This is a genomic window from uncultured Shewanella sp. (assembly GCF_947501665.1).
Lineage (GTDB): Bacteria > Pseudomonadota > Gammaproteobacteria > Enterobacterales > Shewanellaceae > Shewanella.
On the sequence record NZ_CANMWS010000002.1, the window covers coordinates 95,236 to 114,331 of the forward strand.

Genomic DNA, 19,096 nt, shown 5'->3' on the forward strand with positions numbered 1-19,096 from the left:
TCGAGTCCATTAAATTGCCCAGCCCCCAAGATAGAAAACCACTAAACCTAAAGTAATAGCCACAAGCCCAGGTTTTAATAAGCGCCACTCCCCGCTACATAAACGTCCAATCACCAAAGTCACAAAACCCAACATAATACCAGTAACAATATTACAACTTAATATAATAAATACAGCACAAGTCAAGCCAGCCATCGCATCCACTTTATCAGTGAAATCAAGCTTGGTGACATTTGATAACATCAATAATCCCACATACATTAATGCTGGTGCCGTTGCATAAGCAGGTACTAAATAACTTAAAGGAGCCAGAAAAACCATCAACAAAAACAATAACCCCACAATGGTTGCCGTTAACCCTGTTTTTCCACCCGCAGCGGTCCCAGCTGCTGACTCGATATACACAGCAGCAGGAGCGCCACCGACAACACCGGCAAACATACTGCTAACAGAATCAGATGTTAATGCCTTAGCGCCGCCTTTAATGTCATCTTTCTCATCCAACAAATTAGCTTGCCCAGCCACAGCCCTAATGGTCCCTGTCGCATCAAAAATAGCGGTCATCACTAATGCTAATACAATAGGTAATACAACAGGGTTCATTGCGCCTAAAATATCCATTTGACCCATTAAGGAATGCTCAGAGCCAAAATCTGGCATCGCTAATAAACCTTGATATTGTACTTTTGGATCAAAAATAAGGCCAAAAATAGATGAGACAATAACAACAATTAAAATACCACCTGGTACACCTCTACGTTCAAGACCAATCGTCGCAGCCAGTCCAATAATCGTTAAAATAACAGGTAAGCTGTTAATATCGCCTAAAGTAACAGGGAGGCCAGTATTATTTGCCACAATAAGTTGTACACTATTTGTCGCAATAAGTAGCAAAAATAATCCAATGCCAATCCCGGTTCCATGAGCAATGCCTTTAGGCAGGTTACTAAGTACCCATTGGCGCGCACCAGTGATGCTCGCAAGCGTAAACACCACACCCATTAAAAAAATCGCCCCTAGCGTAACAGGGATAGAAATGCCTTGGCCTAACACCATACTGAACGCCGTGAAAGCCGTTAATGAAATAGCACAGCCAATGGCCATGGGTAAATTAGCCCATAATCCCATCAGCAAAGACCCAAATGCAGCAATTAAACATGTCGCAATAAATACAGCAGCAGGATCAAAACCTGCACTCCCCAACATATTAGGCACAACAATAACGGAATACACCATAGCCAAAAAAGTCGTCAACCCCGCTATCATTTCTTGACGTACCGTACTGCCTCGATCGCTAATCTTAAAATAACGATCTAATAATGTCCCTAATGGCGCGGTGCTAGTGATTAGCGTCTGCTCAGACTTCATAGTGATTATAACCTTAGATTTGATAGTATTTAATCGAAGAGGAACCCATAAATTTAATGGGTAAAATTACATTCAACCACAAATAAAAAATTGTAAATGATTATAATAAATCAATTTGTTATTAATATTTACATCAAAGTGACTGATTTTAAGGCGGCCAGTTTACAGGATCTTATGAATGTTAAATAGGTGTGTAATGTCTTCTATTGGCCTGAAAATAAAAAAACAGAAATTTATTTTTAATGCATTTATAATCTTATCAAAAACAAGCTAAATTGATTGTTTAGCTTGCTCAAGATAAATACTCAATAAACGATTACTTTAATATACTTTTAAGGCTAGTAATGAAATATTGGATATCTTTACGGCTAATATCACTGTGAAGCACTAATCTTAAAGTAGTATTTTCAGTCACTAAAATACCTTTTTCTCTCAGCTGATTAACCATTGCTTTTACATCATAGTTTTCTCGCACTTTAGCAAAAACCATATTAGTTTGAACCAAGGATAAGTCCACTTCAAACACATCTAATTGAGCTAATTCCCTTGCCAAATATGCAGCATTATCATGATCCTCAGCTAATCTTTCCACTTGTTCTGTTATCGCGAGTTGAGCTGCCGCCGCCAAAATACCGGCTTGGCGCATTCCTCCTCCCAACATTTTTCGCCAGCGACGCGCTTTCTTTATAAATAAAGGATCGCCCAATAAAATAGAGCCTACAGGTGCACACAACCCTTTGGATAAACAAATGGAGACAGAATCAAAATATTGAGTAATGTCACTTATCTCAATATTTTGTGCCACAGCAGCATTAGCCACTCTAGCGCCATCAAGATGAATTTTTAGCCCATGTTCGAATGCAAGCGCCTGTGCACTGGCTAAATACGATTGAGGCAATATTTTCCCGCCTATTGTATTCTCAAGACTCAGTAACCGAGTACGTGCAAAGTGCACATCATCCGGCTTAATTGCCGCAGCTATATCTGCCAATAACAAACTGCCATCAGCTTGATTGATTAAAGGCTGAGGCTGAATACTCCCAAGAACAGCAGCCCCACCACCTTCAAATTTATAGTTGTGCGCTTGTTGGCCGCATAGGTATTCATCACCTCGCTCACAATGCGACATTAACGCCAATAAATTCGCTTGTGTACCCGAAGAAGTAAATAATGCATTATCAAAACCAAAACGCTCGGCTGACATAGCTTCCAACGCATTAACGGTGGGATCATCACCGTACACATCATCCCCTACTTCAGCATTAGCCATTGCTGCTCGCATGGCTTTTGTCGGTGCTGTTACAGTATCACTGCGAAAGTCGATCATCTTAACCTCATTAAAAACTAAAAACCATTAACCCTATCCCACTATAAAATACATTGAATGACCAAAAACAAAAACATAAATCGACTTAATTCATTAAATTAATCAGCCTCACTTCGAACAGTGTAATTAATAAATAAAATGAAACAGATAAAAGATAAAATGAAATTTAAATGTTACCAAATGGATGATTTAGTGAAGCATTTAAGTAAAATACAATATTAATTAATTTCAATCCACTTACCTTAATATGCATTTTCACTTATTCATGGTATTAGAGATGATATAAAAGAATATTAGAGTAAAACCTCCACGACATCATTTCATGGTGAAATCATAAAATCTATTAAGGTCTATTACTCTTTTATTAGACTATCTTAAGGCTTGCTATTTTCTTATAAAAATAAAACACTTTCAGTGCATTAACACTTCACTGAGCCTCAAGTTTTACCCACTCTATCAGCAGCCTAGATATATTTTATAACTATATGATAAAGCAGTAAAAAGAAGGTTGTATGCCACAAAAAAAGACTCTATTAAACAATACGCTTTTCTCTTCGACACAAACCATTCCAATGCCTTGTAATCATATTTCCCCCTCAAGCTCTAGTATCCATTCTGTTATTTATTTAAGAGCAATTCAACTGAGTGATGCGCCCCGCGTAAAAACCTTAATGACAATGGCAATAAGCCGACAATTATCCATCGCTCCCATCAATAAAATTAATGAAGCACAGGATTTCATTTTAGGTAAAAACTCAAACCAAAATATACGCTTAGCAATTTCTCACTCTAAGTACGGTTTAATCGGTGGCATCAGTTATTGCTTACAAAAAACGCCACTCAATCAAATATACATATTATTTAGCTACTGGGTAGGAGAAGATTACCAGCGTCAAGGGTATACTTTTAATGCATTAAATCAATTGTTTAAACAATTTTCGCAACAAGGTAACCCTCAACTTTTAGCCAAAGTGTACCCTTCCAACGTCCCCTCACAAAACTTACTTAAAAAACTAGGCTTTCGATACGATGAATTATCAACCAGCAAAGATCCGTCTGTTTTTATTCACTTCACTCGAAAATCATAAAAAATAGCCCCCTTTAAACAGGTTTTATGTATGGTTAACAACATATTTTGCTTTAGCAAAATCATATAACCAATTAAAAATAATAGAATAAATAAAGAAAAAAACAAAAAATGCAGCTTCTAATAAAAACGCAGACATCAAACTTATTGATAAAACAAAAGCCACAACAGGTAGAGTCAATACTATCAAGCCTATTTCAAAACCACAGGAGTGTAGAATACGCAAAGGCAGTTTTCGGCTTAACCTATCGTCACCAAATTTCCAATCAAATATATGATTATAAATATAGTTCCATATAACAGCGAAAGTACTCAGTCCCACAATCACCGAAGACATTCTCGTCCCTCCCTCATCTGTAAATAAATAAGATGCTGGGATCAAAATAAGTAAAGCAATACACTCAAATAAGACCGCATGGAAAACTCGACTCTCAATCATTCAAACAACCTCCCCTTTAATGAGTTGCCTTTATTTTCCAACACTAATAGAATGATTAAAAGTTAGATAATATCACTTTTACCGATATGCCAACACTTGAACAGCTTCATGCCTTTATTACTACTGTTGAAACCGGCTCCTTCTCTGCTGCAGCAAGAAAGCTAGGGAAAGTCCAATCTGCAATTAGTCAACATATTGTAAACATGGAAGTGGATATCAATCATACCTTGTTTAATCGAGAAGGCCGCTATCCTGTGCTCACGGAACAAGGTGAACTTCTCCTTCCTCAAGCAAGAGCCGTTGTTGCTCAGCATGATAGATTAACTCTTCAAATTGAATGTCTTGAACAAATAGAAATAACGAGTATGACTCTCGCCATCGATGAAGGGATCCCTTATACAAAATTAAGTGATAGCTTAGAGAAAATCGCGACCGATTATCCTCAGTTACATATAGAAATCCTTTGTGCTTCAAGCAAAGACATCATTGAATTAGTCAAAAATAAACGCGCCACAGTTGGAATTATTTTTAACAACGAACTCTATCCAGAACATGTGGATTTTGAATCATTAGGTTCGGTACTCTTCGATGTATTTGTCAGCCCAGAACATCCATTGGCCCACACTCATTCAGCGCATGTTGATATGCTAAAGCTCCATAGACAATTAGTGATTGGTTCCAAAAAAACTAAATATATTAATGCATTGTCACCAAACATCTGGCATGCAGATAACTATTATATGCTATTAGAATTAACGAAGTCGGGATTAGGTTGGAGTTTTCTGCCTCAGCACTTATCAAAAGAAGCCTTATCCAATAAACAAATTTGTAAGCTGCCCATCAAATTCAAACAACTCGGCTGGCAAGCCAATGTCGACATCATTCAACATAAAAGTGCCAGTGACAGCACTTTCAATCAATATTTAAGGCAATTGCTAAGAACATTGCTCGAAAAATAAGAATGCCCATATATCGCAATGGGCATTACCAATTAAAAGAGTTATTTAGGTGGATAAGCTTTAAATAATGCGGCAACAGACTTGTTAACGGCTTCTGTTCGTGCTTGAGGAGACTTTTCCTGACGAATCGTATCTTCCGCTGAGCCACGCCAAATCAATTGATGCGTTTTATTATTAATCATATCAACAATTAATGTTCCCACATTATATTCACGAACCGTTGTTTGGCCACCAGCCATTCCTCCCCAACCAGGCCCGAAATAAGGATGATAACCATAATAGGTGTTAAATGTATTTACATTGAATCGTTTGTTAACTTTGGTCAAATAATTAATCAGTACATCTGCATCATTAGCATTAGTTAAGGTCAACCCCTTTAGTCTTAATTGCTGTGCAATTGCCATACGCACTCTTTGATCCATTAATCCATCAAGGTGATAAGCTGAATCCCCCGCTTTCTTTTGTACCCAAGCATAAGTTTTCACCTGGCTAAAATCATAACTGGGATTATAATCAGAATTAGTTTTTAACGTGCTACAGGCACTGAGGGTAAACAGCGCCAACACAACGAATAGCTTCTTCATAGATTCTCCATTAACAACGAAAAATGATTGGTAATGTTCCTCAAAACAGTTTTGTTATTACCTATAACTAAATAAGGTATATTTAGCATAGATTCAAAATCAGTGGTTTACAAACTCATAAGACAATCATTAATGTAAAGATTCAACAAAAAAAACCATTTAAAAATTGACTTATTAAACAAGCTAAATGATAATGATTATCAATTAGGAATCTGAGATAAAAAAATGTACTGGTTAATTTTAGGCTTTGTTGTTGTGAGCGCGATCATTATTTTTCTACCACAAAACATGACATTTGCCATCGTAGATGATCCTAAATTATCCACTAAAAAAATCACCCATTACACTTTACTTTTATTACCTATCACTGTCTTAGCTTGGTTATTGGTCACATTAAGTAATGGCAATAACATTCATTTTGGTGCGACAGCCATTAGTTTTGTACTGACATCTTGTACTATCGCTTTACCCCAATTACATCGACTCATACTCTCCACCGCAGCCCTCACCGCTATCAGCTTCATCATCGAATCCCTGTTTTAACATTGACTTGATAACTTATTGTATAAATTATTATTTTATTTATTCAACCACACTGATGAATCAGGGGTAGATTCCTCCAGTCTCAAACTAAGCTCCCATACAAATAATCAATCAAGCAAAATGTTAAAAAATGATATTGAAGCTTGGCTAAATTTGATAAACTGACTGTAGAATCCTTTGCTCATTTATTTTTATGAAATTCGATCCTAATTCAAATTTAGTTTACAGCACTGATACAGGCAGAATTGCCCCCAAGAAATCAGAAAAAGCCATTCCAGAAGGTGATGGAATTGTGCGCATTCATAAAGATAGCAAAGGTCGAAAAGGAAAAGGTGTCTCCGTCATAAAAGGATTAGCTCTGGATGAAAAAGCCCTGAAAACCTTGGCTCAAAAACTCAAGAAACAGTGTGGTTGTGGCGGTACAGTTAAAGATTTTAATATAGAAATACAGACAGATAATCGTGATTTGCTAAAAGGATTATTAGAAAAATTAAATTATACGGTCAAATTAGCAGGAGGTTAACCCTTCTATTTCATTAGCTGATTGCTTTTAGGAGCACAAAAGATGGACAGCTTACAAAATCACTTTTTAATCGCAATGCCATCCCTCAAAGAGACTTACTTTGAGCGCTCAGTCATTTATCTTTGTGAGCACAATAAAAAAGGAGCAATGGGCATTATCATTAACCGACCCAGCCCTATCCTTTTAAACGAGTTACTCTTACAGATCAATGTCAAAGAGGAAACAAAAACACATGACAATGCTGATCATAAAATACTCATAGGCGGACCCGTCACGCCAGAAAGAGGCTTTGTATTGCATTCTAGCCAAACAGGTTGGAAACAGAGTACAAGGGTAAACGACGAACTGATGTTAACCACATCTCAAGACATATTGTCATCACTGGGTTCAGCCAAGGCCCCTAAAGAATTTATCGTTGCACTTGGCGCTTCTGTTTGGGATAGAGGACAATTAGAACAAGAATTAGCCGAAAACTCTTGGTTAAGTATTCCAGCGGATCACACATTACTCTTTGATGTTGATCATGATTTACGCTGGCAATATGCCACTCAACCCCTAGGATTCGATGCATGGCAATTATCCAATCAAATTGGTCACGCATAACCCTAATCCATATCCACACGATAGCACATTAGGAAGTCATTAATGGATTCAAAAACAGTTTTAGGCTTTGATTTCGGTACAAAAAGCATCGGTATCGCCATCGGTCAATCCCTAACTGCCAGTGCAAGACCTTTAATCTCAATAAAAGCTGAAGATGGGATCCCAAAATGGGAGCAAATCGGCGAACTCATCAAAGAGTGGAAACCTGATTTTATTATTGTGGGTTTACCATTGAATATGGATGGGTCTGAGCAAGAGCTCACAAAAAGAGCACGAAAATTTGGAAATAGGATCCGAGGGCGATTTGAAATTCATGTTGAATTTCAAGATGAAAGATTAACAACTGCCGATGCTAAAGCACGATTATTTGATATGGGAGGCTATAAAGCCCTCACTAAAGGACAAGTTGATGCAATGTCTGCAGTCCTGATCACAGAAAGCTACTTTGAAAACCAATATCAATAACGGTCATCCAGCCTTAAACGGCTGGGATCACCGAACAATGAGAGATAGTATTATAAATACGGCCTGACAATATTCGCCATCATTTGAATATGTAAGTCATCATCATTTAATGCACTAATATAGCGGTAACGCTCACCACCTGCTTCTTCAAAAATATGACGATTTTCCCCCTCGATTTCTTCTAGCGTTTCTAAACAATCACTGCTAAAAGCAGGACAAATCACAGCAATATCTTTCACTCCCTGCTTTGGTAATGCTTTCATAGTGGCATCAGTATAAGGTGATAACCATTTCGCCTTTCCAAAACGGGATTGAAAAGTCGTTAAATACTCAGTCTCACTCAAGCCTAATTTATCAACTAATAATTGCGTTGTCTGAATACAGAAACAATAATATGGATCTCCTAAATGTAAATTACGTTCAGGCATACCGTGATAGGACAAGACTAATTTTTGAGGACGGCCATTCAACTCAAAATCTCGCGTAATGGACTCCGCTAATGCATGAATAAAATCAGGATGGGTATGGTAACCATTAATAAAATGCAATGAGGGTAAAAAGCGCCAATGAGATAATTCTTTTGCTATTGCATCAAATGCTGATGCCGTTGTCGGCGCCGCATATTGGGGGTATAAAGGCAATACAATGAGTTTATCGACCCCTTTATTATGCATACTTTGTAGTTTGCTACTCACAGAAGGCGAGCCATAACGCATACAAAAATCAACAACCACATCATCATCTAAAGACTGCGTTAATTTGACAGTTTGCTTTTCTGTAATAGCCATTAACGGTGAACCTTGTTTAGTCCATATTTGTTGGTACAAAGCAGCCGATTTTGCAGGTCTAATTCTTAAAATAATCCCATGAAGAATGAGCATCCAAATTAACTTAGGGATTTCAACCACTCTAGGATCAGACAAGAATTCCGCTAAATAACGCCTCACTGCAGAGGTTGTGGGTTGCTCGGGCGTCCCTAAATTGACCAACAATACACCCGTTTTTCCACGAGTGCCATGTCCCTTATCTTTACTTAACCCTATATACTTTGCCAAATCTACCTCTTACTCTTAAATGACGCTGAATAATCAAAAATAAAATATTAAACCATAACCTATCAGTTTCTAAAAACACATTTCCTCTGTCATTATAAAGAAGATTCTATTATAAGTTATGTATTACTCTATAATATACCCTTGATAGTTGAAACTGCATGTTTATTCTTCTCCTAAAAAATTACCCTTTTGATGCCTCCAAAGTCGGGAATACAATCCTCCTTGAGCAATTAAGACTTGATGAGTACCTTGCTCAATGATGCAGCCTTTATCAATCACAATTAATCTGTCCATTCCTGCAATAGTTGATAGTCTATGTGCTATGGCCATCACTGTTTTTCCCTTCATTAACTGATATAAACTATCTTGAATCGCCGCTTCAACCTCTGAATCTAATGCCGATGTCGCTTCATCCAGTAACAAAATAGGTGCATCTTTTAATAATACTCGCGCAATACACAAACGTTGTCTTTGTCCTCCAGAAAGTTTCACCCCTCTATCGCCAACTTGAGCTTCAAGTCCTTTATTACCGTAACAATCCTCTAATTCATATATAAATTCAGCCTTTGCTTGTTCTACGGCTAATTGTAATTGAGCCTCAGTTGCCTGGGGATCACCGTACAAAATATTTTCTCTTACCGTACGGTGTAATAATGCCGCTTCTTGCTGTACTAAACCTATTTCAGTTCTTAAAGAAGATTGAGTCACATTTTTAATATTTTGATCATCAATACTAATTGTGCCAGAATTGACATCATAAAACCTCAGTAACAGGTTAAACAATGTCGTTTTACCTGCCCCTGTTTGCCCTACTATTCCCACTTTTTCACCCGGTCTAATGATCATGTGTAGATCTTTTAGAACAGGTATTCCTTCATTATAATTAAAGTTAACATGATGAAAAGCAATTTGACCGACGGTAACATTCAATGTCTTTGCCTTTGGTGCATCTGATATTTTTGTTGGTGTCGAAAAAGTTCCCATTCCATCAATCACAATACCTATATTTTGAAACAACTGACTCAGTTCCCAAATCACCCATTGTGATAAGGTATTTAATTTCAGCGCTAACGTGATCGCTACAGCAATAGCACCAACACTGATCATACTATCCATCCACAAGGTTATTGCTATAAAGGAAATAGCAAAAAGCAGCATATAATTAAGCACTTTAATACAAACATTGACTCCTGTAACTAAACGCATCACTCGATATTCAGCAGTTAACAAAGACTCCATGCCTTTTTTCGCAAAATCCACTTCTTCTTGGGTATGTGAAAATAACTTCACGGTTGTTATATTCGCATAACTGTCAACTATTCTCCCCAAAATAATCGAAATAGCATCAGCTTGAACTGTCGAAGAAAGTGTTAATCGAGGGAAAAAAACTATGAGTATGGCGATATAAAATATAAACCAAATGAGCATAGGATATAATAAGCGCAAATCAGCACTGGCCATCATAACCAACATAGAAATAAAAGACGTCACAATATAAATCAAAACATCAAGCAGTTTAGTTACAATATCTCGCACAGCCAGTGATGTTTGCATGACTTTAGCCGCTAATCGACCAGCAAAGTCATTTTGAAAAAAAGACACACTTTGTTTTAATAAATATCGATGCACTAACCAACGGATCGACATGGGATAATTACTCATTAAACTTTGATATAAGACGACTGCTTGAAAAACGACTAATGTCGGGATCACAATAGCAATTAATAGGGTCATCCCTAATAATTCCGCCCCTTCATTTTTAAGTAAGGTACTGGGACTATTTTTAGATAAATGATCGACAATGTCACCAACAAAACCCAATAATGAAATTTCTAATACGGCTAAAATAACCGTTAATACTCCCATAACAACTAAAGGCAGCTTAAATCCACGGGTATAATGCAAGCAAAAAGCATACAAACTACTCGGAGGTAGCTCAGGTTCATCAATGGGTAACGCCTTCCCCCAAGACTCAAATAATTTAAACATTATCGTGTCAAATAATCGCTAAGGTGAAAAATAAAATATAGCAAAAAATAATGATTTATCGTGCTAATTTTGTTGATATAGCACCATAAGTTTAACGGGTTTTCTCCTTAAAAGACCTCATGAAAAATTAACATCTAATTCAATTTAGGCATTCACATTCATGTGAACACGACATTTGTTCGCCTGTAAACATCAAACGGGGGAGAGAACGACGTTTAAATCAAAGCCGGCGACTCCAAGGTCGTTCATTCACATCCATGCGAACACGACATTTGTTCATCCGTAAACATCAGGTGGATAAGATAGAGCGACATCTGGAATCAAAGCCAAGAATCACTGCATTTTTATAAGCTCTACCTTGTATACAGACCACACAAGCTGCGGCAGAAATCTCCAGCGAAGATCAACATCCCCTAATAACAATAGCGACGGTACCTACTTTTACTTGCCTTGGAGTCTATCCAAGCAATGCAGATATCACTACACATATTGATGGGATTGAAAGTGTGGCTTTTCAGATTGATTGTGATTAATCACCAATATGGGGCTGATAATCACCAGCCCCATATTTTTAATGAGTAAAAACCTCACCGTAACACTAATTTCAATAAAATAAATTTAAAATACTAATGCGGATATTCACTCATCAAGGTATCCGCAGCTTTTTCGCTGATCATATAGACTGCTGATGCAATAAAGGTCCCGGGAATACGTGGAAATACGGATGCATCGACCACTCTTAAATTTTCAATGCCTCGCACTCTAAAGCGACTATCTAATACCGCAAGGGGATCATGATCAGCCCCTATTCTTGCACTGCCACTCGCATGGTGCCCCCAAGACTCATTACGCACCCAATTTCGAAGTTCCTCATCCGTTTGAATATCCATTCCTGGCTGAATTTCATTAAAAATAAGCCCATTCTGCACCACTTGCGCATTCATTCTTCGCACGGTTTTAATCCCTTCTACCACAGCAGTTAAATCCAGCTCACTGGCATTCATGTTTCCACCTTGAGCTAGCGTTTTCTGATCACCTTCCTCAAAATAATTAAAACGAATATCGGGCTTATCAAGGGGATCTTTTGAGGCAAGACGGATTTCACCTCCTCTATTTTCAGTGTGTCCTTTTAAAACAAGCCAGCTCCACTTATCGCCAGCCTGCTCAGCAGCGCTATAGCCATTGTAATAACCTCTAAAATCAATAGGGCCAGCGAAAATATGCAAGTCCACATCATGACTGACACTGGATTGACTTAAGTAGCTAAAAATAAATCCATTAGTTGAGAAGAACCCAGTGCCTCTTCCTGTATCTTTTCTGTCTTGCTTATATTGTGCAAAACAAGGATCTAATAAAGGAGCATTCACATTACAATCTTGGTGGACTTTAAATAAGTCTTGGGTTTCATTGATCACTGCCACCTCATACCTATCTTGTAAATTTTGCCCCACACCAGGTAAATCATGACGTAATGTGACGCCAACATCGACTAAGTGTTCAGCTTCTCCAATTCCCGATAACATTAATAATTGTGGTGTATTGAAAGTACCCGCTGATAACACCACTTCATGATTCACTTTAACTTGTTTTTTGGGGGCTACCCAAGGCAACAATTGCAATCTATCAGCGCTATAAACATGACCTCTATCAATGTATTCCACTCCAACGGCTTGTTTACACTCACCTTCACATACCCATTGACCTAAACTTGTATTAAAAACAGGATCGGCTTTGAAAATGACTTTGGTGACTAATGCCCCTGTTTTCACGGTTAAAAAGGGCTTACCCGTTTCAGGATTAATAAGCCCTTGAGCTAAACAATCATTATAAATTTCTTCGCTACTACGCGAAAACTCAGCGTTCACATCTTTAAGACAAGCAGCCTGCAAGATCATTTCACGTGCGCCCTTTCTCTGGCCACGATTAATGGCTGTCGGTGTTAGCCAAAGCCCTTTTCCATCGTTATCTTTAATACTCTGATTTAGTCCATCACTTAATGCATCCACAGCACTCGCATTCGCTGGTAGGTTTTGTGGTGACTCACTCTCAATCACAGCATTAATAATACTTTCAACTGTCTCGCCATGCATCGCGAGCAAGTCTTCAGCTTTAGGTTGATCTTGTGTGAGCGCTTGTTCAAAACGATCCGCATATTGCATCATCGACTCAGGTTGCCAACTTTGATCGCCTGTCAGTTCAGCAATACCTTGCCAGTCACTGTTTTTAGCCAAAACAGAAATCATAGCATTATTCGCTGTAGAGCCCCCTAACGAGCTACCTCTAGGATAAAAAATACCTTTCTTAAAGGGATGAGAGCCCGAACACTGGCACTGCTCACCTTGCATTTCACAACGCTCTACATCACCAAAAAAACTTTCACACATCATTTTACTGTCGTTCATTGCCTGATTCAGATCTTGAAAATGATCCACCGAAAAATTCCAACTTAAAAAGTCATTTTCTGATGCACTGCCATTCGCAGCAGGAATATAATAATTCGGTAGTAAACCATCATCAAAGCCAGCTTCCAGTAATAATACGCTATAGCCTGCTTGTGCCAATTTTGCCGCCATAGGGCCGCCACCCGCACCAGAGCCAACAATAACAAAATCATGTTCTTTTGCTTGTAACTGAGCCAACATGCTCATAAATAAAACCAAGCTTAATAAAGACCGCAATAAAATAGAATAACGCCTTATCACCCATAATGCGTGTGATCTCATATCTCTTATCCTTAATTGATAGCAATGAATAATATAAATTTATTTAGAATAAAAATTACCCCATGTTCCTTTTATCTTAGAAGTGCATAAAAACAAACATGAATATAAATTACCATACCATGCTAATTTATATTCAGATGTAATACTTTTGCCTAATAATTAATTTAGACATTAATATCCCCGTGATACGTCATGATCCAGCTAAAAATATCACGGGTATATAATAAGTCGACAATGAAAGTAAATATTAAAATAAAGTATCAAAAAATAAAAAACGAATATAGAATGAAAATACAAAAACACCTTAAGTCAGCACGTTAAGAAATTGAGATTTAGTGGCTCTAATAGTCAATCCAAATCTAAAGTAACATTATCCAAAGTATTCTCGGGCGAGTGAACATCATGACCTTTTAATTTAATCATTAATCGTAAATCATTCGCTGAATCTGCATGATGTAATGCATTTTCATAAGAAATTTCACCTCGGTCATATAATAAGAATAATGCTTGATCAAAAGTCTGCATGCCTTGCTCATTAGACTTTGCCATCGTATCCTTTAGCGCATGTAATTCATTTTTGGCAATTAAGCTTGACACTCTTGGCGTATTAATCAAAATCTCAATTGCAGCCAGTCTGCCTTTATTATCAATACTCGGCACTAATTGCTGTGCCACAATTGCTCGTAAGTTAAGTGATAAATCAAATAAAAGCTGTTGATGCTTATTTTCAGGCACTAAATGCATAATGCGATCTAAAGCTTGATTAGCATTATTAGCATGTAAAGTCGCCATACATAAATGGCCTGTTTCTGCAAAAGATAGCGCAAACTCCATCGTCTCCTGAGTTCGAATTTCACCAATTAATATGACATCAGGCGCTTGCCTAAGGGCACTTTTTAACGCGGCATCAAAAGAAAGACTGTCGACGCCAATCTCCCTTTGAGTAATCATACTTTTACCATGATCGTGAACAAATTCAACCGGATCTTCCAAGGTTAAAATATGCCCTCTCGCATGATGGTTGCGATAATGAACCAGTGCCGCCTGAGACGTTGATTTTCCCGTCCCAGTTCCACCGACCATAATAAAAAGTCCCCGTTTACTCATCACAATATCTTTGAGTATGGCAGGCAGTTTTAATTCATCCACATTAGGAATATGTGTTTCAATGCGCCGAATAACACAGCCTGGCGCCTCTTTTTGCCAAAATGCACTCACTCGAAATCGCCCCACATGTTCTAACGAGAAAGCAAAATTCGCTTCCAAATTACGATGAAAATCCTGCTTTTGCTCATTATTCATTAACGATTCAACAAAGGATAAGGCATCATCCTTAGATAATTTATTATCCCTTAATGGTTGAAGTTCTCCCTCTATTTTGGCACTGGGAGAAAAGCTCGCTGAAATAAATAAATCTGATGCCTTTCTCGCCACCATTTCAGTCAATATCGATTCCACATCCATTTTCAATACTCCACAACATTTTTATCCATAAAAGCATAACAATTTAAAACTGACTGCCAGTACCCACACTTTTCTTTTCAGCATCCTCACGGGTGATCACCCCATGATTGAGGAATTCTTGTAAACATTGGTCGAGTGTTTGCATCCCATGTGTCATTCCTGTTTGAATAGCGGAGTACATTTGTGGAATTTTATCTTCACGAATAAGATTACGAATAGCAGGTGTCGCCATCATAATTTCATGAGCAGCTACCCTCCCACCTTCAATTTTTTTTATTAAAGTCTGAGAAATAACAGCCTGTAGAGACTCAGAAAGCATGGTACGCACCATCGCCTTCTCCCCTTCAGGAAAAACATCCACAATTCTATCTATGGTTTTAGCTGCTGAAGTCGTATGTAAGGTTCCAAAGACTAAATGACCTGTTTCAGCTGCAGTCATGGCTAATCGTATGGTTTCTAAATCACGCATTTCTCCCACCAAAATAACATCAGGGTCTTCGCGTAATGCACTCCTCAATGCCGCATTAAAACTATGGGTATCTCTGTGCACTTCCCTCTGATTAATAAGACAATTTTTATTTTTATGTACAAATTCTATGGGATCTTCTATGGTGAGAATATGTTCATGTCGTTTGTCATTGATATAATCGATTAACGCAGCCAATGTGGTGCTCTTACCCGATCCAGTTGGACCTGTGACTAATACTAGCCCTCTGGGAAAATTGGCAATCGTTTGAAAAATATCAGGCGCATGTAATTCATCTAAACTCAAAATCTTATTCGGAATAGTACGAAAAACCGCACCAGCTCCTCTTGCATGATGAAAAGCATTCACTCGAAATCGAGCCAGTTCAGGTACATCAAAAGAAAAATCAATTTCAAAATCCGTTTCAAATGCTAACCGTTGCTTATCATTCATAATGTCATAAACCAGCTTATGCACTGTTTCATGATCAAAAACGGGAAGATTAATCTTTCTGACTTCGCCATCGACGCGTATCATAGGGGACACATTCGCTGAAAGGTGGAGATCAGACGCATTATGCTTCACGCTAAAGGCTAATAGTTCTGTAATATCCATATCTATCCAATATCCCTATTAAAGTAGAACACAATGACCAGCATAAAAAATAAACTTGATCACTCACAAAAAAGAATAGCTCAAGCAGCTAAAAACGTATCCCGTGAACATCAAGAAATAAACTTACTTGCCGTCAGTAAAACCAAACCTGTCAGTGATATTATTGAGGCTTATCAAGCTGGTCAGCGATTATTTGGCGAAAATTATGTCCAAGAAGCCGAAACAAAAATTAACGCGCTTAACGTACAATATTCTGATATAGAGTGGCATTTTATTGGACCTCTACAATCCAATAAAACCAAGATAGTCAGTCAACTATTCGATTGGGTCCACACTATAGATAGAGAAAAAATCGCAACCCGTTTAAGTGAACAACGCCCCCATACACTCCCTCCTTTAAATGTTTGCATTCAAGTCAATATTGGTAAAGAGGCCACTAAGTCAGGTATTCAATGCAATGAAATAATGTCTCTTGCTAAACATATTGATACACTGCCAAATATTCATTTACGAGGGCTAATGGCCATTCCTTCAGCTAACATTGAAGAACAAAAAGCCCGTTTAGAATTAACGCAATTACACACATCATTTATTGAACTCAAACAACACTATCCAAAAGTCGACACCCTTTCTGTTGGCATGAGTCAAGATTTGGAATTAGCCGTTGAACATGGCTCGACTATGGTCCGTATTGGCAGTGCCATTTTTGGGGCTAGACCCAATAAAAAAGAAACATAAAGGCAATTTTATAAAAGCAAGACAAAAACAGTGGTAAAATGTACCCTATATGAGTAAAAATACCTTTTAACCCAATATACTAATGACGCTAATTAACCATGAATTAGTAAAGAGAGAAACCATGTCTCAAAAAAGTGTTTGTTTTATTGGTGCTGGAAACATGACTCGCAGCATTGTTAGTGGACTGATTAACAGTGGTTATGCCCCACAATTAATCAGTGTGACTAACCCAAGTCAACCCAAGCTCCAATCAATGGCAACTGAATTCGGTGTTCATACTTTTCAGAATAACCTTGATGGCGCAACCCTTGCAGACATTATCGTTTTAAGCGTTAAGCCTCAGCTTATGCAAGCTGTTTGTGAGCAGCTAAGCGGCTTAGATTTAAGCAAAAAATTGATTTTGACTATCGCAGCTGGGGTAACGACCCAACGCTATAGAGACTATTTAAAGCAGCCCATTAAACTCATTCGTACTATGCCTAACACGCCAACACAAATTGGTATGGGATTAACTGGACTTTTTGCTAGTGAAGACGTTTCTTACGAGCATAAAAGGCTGGCTGAACAACTCATGAAAACAGGCGGAGAAATCGTCTGGGTAGAACAAGAGCATGAACTCAATGATGTTATCGCGCTTGCAGGCAGTTCACCCGCTTACTTTTTCTTGTTTATGGAAGCCATGGTAGAAAGTGCGACTAAGAAAGGCATGGATGAGCACAAAGCTAGACAAATGGCGCAACAAGCCGCATTGGGCGCCGCACAAATGGTTAAACATAATAGCGAGATCAGTTTGGCTCAATTAAGGTTAAATGTTACCTCTAAAGGGGGAACCACAGCACAAGCTATCGAAACATTTGAAAAAGGAAATTTAAGAGACTTAGTTGATAACGCCATGACAAATTGTATTGCTCGCGCCGAAGAAATGACCGAACAATTCTAACTTATCCACTTTTTACTAGTTGAGTAACAATATGAATGCAATGAGCTTTTTAATCAATACTTTATTTGACCTTTATTTAATGGTTGTCATATTACGTATTTGGCTACAAGCAGCACGCGCCGATTTTTATAACCCATTTAGTCAATTCATCGTCAAAGCCACTCAACCTATCATCGCCCCACTGCGCCGAGTGATCCCATCAATGGGAAGATTAGACACCGCCTCTATTATCTTAGCGCTGATTGTTGTTGCACTAAAATATACCATTTTAAGTCTGATCGTGGGTGCTGCGTTAGATGTACCCAGTATTTTACTCATCTCCATAGTATCAGTCTTTAAAGAAGCCGGAGTTCTATTATTCTGGATGCTCATTTTACGGGCAATCCTCAGTTGGGTCAGCCAGGGACAAAATCCCATTGAAATGGTCATGGTGCAATTAACTGAACCTTTCCTAGGACCAATTAGACGTATCATTCCGCCAATGGGAGGACTCGATCTCTCTTTACTGGTTTTAATGATTATTCTTAACTTTTTGAATATTCTAATGGTCCAATATGTGCCTTACTGGGCAAGCGTTTAAGCCCACCTTAATGGAGTGGTCAATGTTTGCCACTCCATTATCATTCTTGAGGTGACGCACCCAAAGCTTTTCTCTGTTCAAGTCTCTTTTGAATAGACTAAAATAAAAACAATAGATGATAATAAATGGAACGCTAAGGAAAGGTATTATGCTTCTTTCACGCTTATCTAACACAATCAAAACCCTACTCTTAACCAGTCTGTTATTCAGCTCTCTTGCTTTTGCCGAACAAAAACAAACTATTGGCAATTATGACATCCATTATGTTGCATTTGACAGTACTTTTTTAACACCTCAAATTGCCAAAGCTTATGATTTAAAGCGTAGCCGCTATACTGGCATTGTTAATATATCAGTACTCAATAACAGTAGTGCGGATCTTGAAGCTGTTCCTGTTGAGCTATCAGGTACTGCAAGTAATTTGCTTGATACAAGAAAAAATTTAAAATTTAAAGAAATAAAAGAAGGTAAAGCAATCTATTATATCGCTGAAATTCCCTACCGTGACGACCAAGAAATCACCTTTGATATCAATGTTAAATATAAATCAAAACTGAATACTAAGCTCAAGTTCAAACACAAATTTTATGTCGATCAATGAGTTTATATCTTGAATTGACGACAAGTT

The 19,096-nt window shown here is 37.9% G+C and carries 19 protein-coding genes; 10 read left to right on the top strand and 9 right to left on the bottom strand.

Going from position 1 to position 19,096, the window contains the following annotated elements; genetic code table 11:
* Positions 1–9 precede the first annotated feature (9 nt).
* Together Q0976_RS01905 and ltaE are read right to left on the bottom strand one after the other, a co-directional pair.
* The gene (locus Q0976_RS01905) at positions 10–1,368 is read right to left on the bottom strand and encodes an NCS2 family permease (RefSeq protein ID WP_299490373.1); all 1,359 of its coding nucleotides are present in this window, start codon (positions 1,366–1,368) and stop codon (positions 10–12) included.
* Positions 1,369–1,684: 316 nt separating this feature from the next.
* A complete protein-coding gene (gene ltaE, locus Q0976_RS01910; protein WP_299490375.1) occupies positions 1,685–2,695 on the bottom strand; it encodes a low-specificity L-threonine aldolase in 1,011 nt (336 codons plus the stop codon).
* 512 nt (positions 2,696–3,207) lie between these two features.
* Here ltaE and Q0976_RS01915 point away from each other — a divergent pair.
* Positions 3,208–3,783, top strand: a complete 576-nt coding sequence (locus tag Q0976_RS01915) for a GNAT family N-acetyltransferase (protein WP_299490377.1) — start codon at positions 3,208–3,210, stop codon at positions 3,781–3,783.
* A gap of 24 nt (positions 3,784–3,807) precedes the next feature.
* On the opposite strand, the gene Q0976_RS01920 is transcribed toward Q0976_RS01915, so the two are convergent.
* Positions 3,808–4,221, bottom strand: coding sequence for a PACE efflux transporter (locus Q0976_RS01920; RefSeq protein WP_299490379.1), 414 nt, complete (start codon positions 4,219–4,221; stop codon positions 3,808–3,810).
* Positions 4,222–4,307: 86 nt separating this feature from the next.
* Between Q0976_RS01920 and Q0976_RS01925 the strand changes: the two genes are divergently transcribed.
* Positions 4,308–5,180, top strand: coding sequence for a LysR family transcriptional regulator (locus tag Q0976_RS01925; RefSeq protein ID WP_299490381.1), 873 nt, complete (start codon positions 4,308–4,310; stop codon positions 5,178–5,180).
* A gap of 41 nt (positions 5,181–5,221) precedes the next feature.
* On the opposite strand, the gene Q0976_RS01930 is transcribed toward Q0976_RS01925, so the two are convergent.
* Entirely contained in the window at positions 5,222–5,764 is a 543-nt protein-coding gene (locus tag Q0976_RS01930; RefSeq protein WP_299490383.1) for a DUF4136 domain-containing protein, read from the bottom strand.
* A 225-nt stretch (positions 5,765–5,989) separates the two neighbouring features.
* On the opposite strand from Q0976_RS01930, the gene Q0976_RS01935 reads away from it, so the two are divergent.
* The 4 genes from Q0976_RS01935 (at position 5,990) to ruvX (ending at position 7,898) form a co-directional block, all read left to right on the top strand.
* Positions 5,990–6,307, top strand: coding sequence for a hypothetical protein (locus Q0976_RS01935; protein ID WP_299490384.1), 318 nt, complete (start codon positions 5,990–5,992; stop codon positions 6,305–6,307).
* 193 nt (positions 6,308–6,500) lie between these two features.
* Complete coding sequence (gene yciH, locus Q0976_RS01940) at positions 6,501–6,830, top strand: stress response translation initiation inhibitor YciH (protein WP_299490386.1); 330 nt, start codon at positions 6,501–6,503, stop codon at positions 6,828–6,830.
* 42 nt (positions 6,831–6,872) lie between these two features.
* A complete protein-coding gene (locus Q0976_RS01945) occupies positions 6,873–7,433 on the top strand; it encodes a YqgE/AlgH family protein (protein ID WP_299490388.1) in 561 nt (186 codons plus the stop codon).
* A gap of 42 nt (positions 7,434–7,475) precedes the next feature.
* Entirely contained in the window at positions 7,476–7,898 is a 423-nt protein-coding gene (gene ruvX / locus Q0976_RS01950; RefSeq protein WP_299490390.1) for a Holliday junction resolvase RuvX, read from the top strand.
* 50 nt (positions 7,899–7,948) lie between these two features.
* On the opposite strand, the gene hemH is transcribed toward ruvX, so the two are convergent.
* The 5 genes from hemH to Q0976_RS01975 all read right to left on the bottom strand — a co-directional run bounded on the left by hemH (position 7,949) and on the right by Q0976_RS01975 (position 16,210).
* A complete protein-coding gene (hemH, locus tag Q0976_RS01955; RefSeq protein WP_299490392.1) occupies positions 7,949–8,953 on the bottom strand; it encodes a ferrochelatase in 1,005 nt (334 codons plus the stop codon).
* A 162-nt stretch (positions 8,954–9,115) separates the two neighbouring features.
* Positions 9,116–10,942: an ABC transporter ATP-binding protein gene (locus Q0976_RS01960; protein WP_299490393.1), complete on the bottom strand. Its 1,827-nt coding sequence runs from the start codon at positions 10,940–10,942 to the stop codon at positions 9,116–9,118.
* Positions 10,943–11,568: 626 nt separating this feature from the next.
* The gene (locus Q0976_RS01965) at positions 11,569–13,665 is read right to left on the bottom strand and encodes a GMC oxidoreductase (protein ID WP_299490395.1); all 2,097 of its coding nucleotides are present in this window, start codon (positions 13,663–13,665) and stop codon (positions 11,569–11,571) included.
* A gap of 348 nt (positions 13,666–14,013) precedes the next feature.
* Entirely contained in the window at positions 14,014–15,129 is a 1,116-nt protein-coding gene (locus Q0976_RS01970; protein ID WP_299490396.1) for a PilT/PilU family type 4a pilus ATPase, read from the bottom strand.
* Positions 15,130–15,172: 43 nt separating this feature from the next.
* On the bottom strand, positions 15,173–16,210 hold the full coding sequence (locus Q0976_RS01975) for a type IV pilus twitching motility protein PilT (protein WP_299490397.1): 1,038 nt from the start codon (positions 16,208–16,210) through the stop codon (positions 15,173–15,175).
* A 33-nt stretch (positions 16,211–16,243) separates the two neighbouring features.
* Between Q0976_RS01975 and Q0976_RS01980 the strand changes: the two genes are divergently transcribed.
* The 4 genes from Q0976_RS01980 to Q0976_RS01995 all read left to right on the top strand — a co-directional run bounded on the left by Q0976_RS01980 (position 16,244) and on the right by Q0976_RS01995 (position 19,069).
* On the top strand, positions 16,244–16,948 hold the full coding sequence (locus tag Q0976_RS01980) for a YggS family pyridoxal phosphate-dependent enzyme (protein ID WP_299490399.1): 705 nt from the start codon (positions 16,244–16,246) through the stop codon (positions 16,946–16,948).
* A gap of 121 nt (positions 16,949–17,069) precedes the next feature.
* On the top strand, positions 17,070–17,888 hold the full coding sequence (proC, locus tag Q0976_RS01985) for a pyrroline-5-carboxylate reductase (protein ID WP_299490400.1): 819 nt from the start codon (positions 17,070–17,072) through the stop codon (positions 17,886–17,888).
* A 31-nt stretch (positions 17,889–17,919) separates the two neighbouring features.
* Entirely contained in the window at positions 17,920–18,468 is a 549-nt protein-coding gene (locus Q0976_RS01990; RefSeq protein WP_299490402.1) for a YggT family protein, read from the top strand.
* 148 nt (positions 18,469–18,616) lie between these two features.
* Positions 18,617–19,069, top strand: coding sequence for a DUF4426 domain-containing protein (locus Q0976_RS01995; RefSeq protein ID WP_299490404.1), 453 nt, complete (start codon positions 18,617–18,619; stop codon positions 19,067–19,069).
* Positions 19,070–19,096 lie beyond the last annotated feature (27 nt).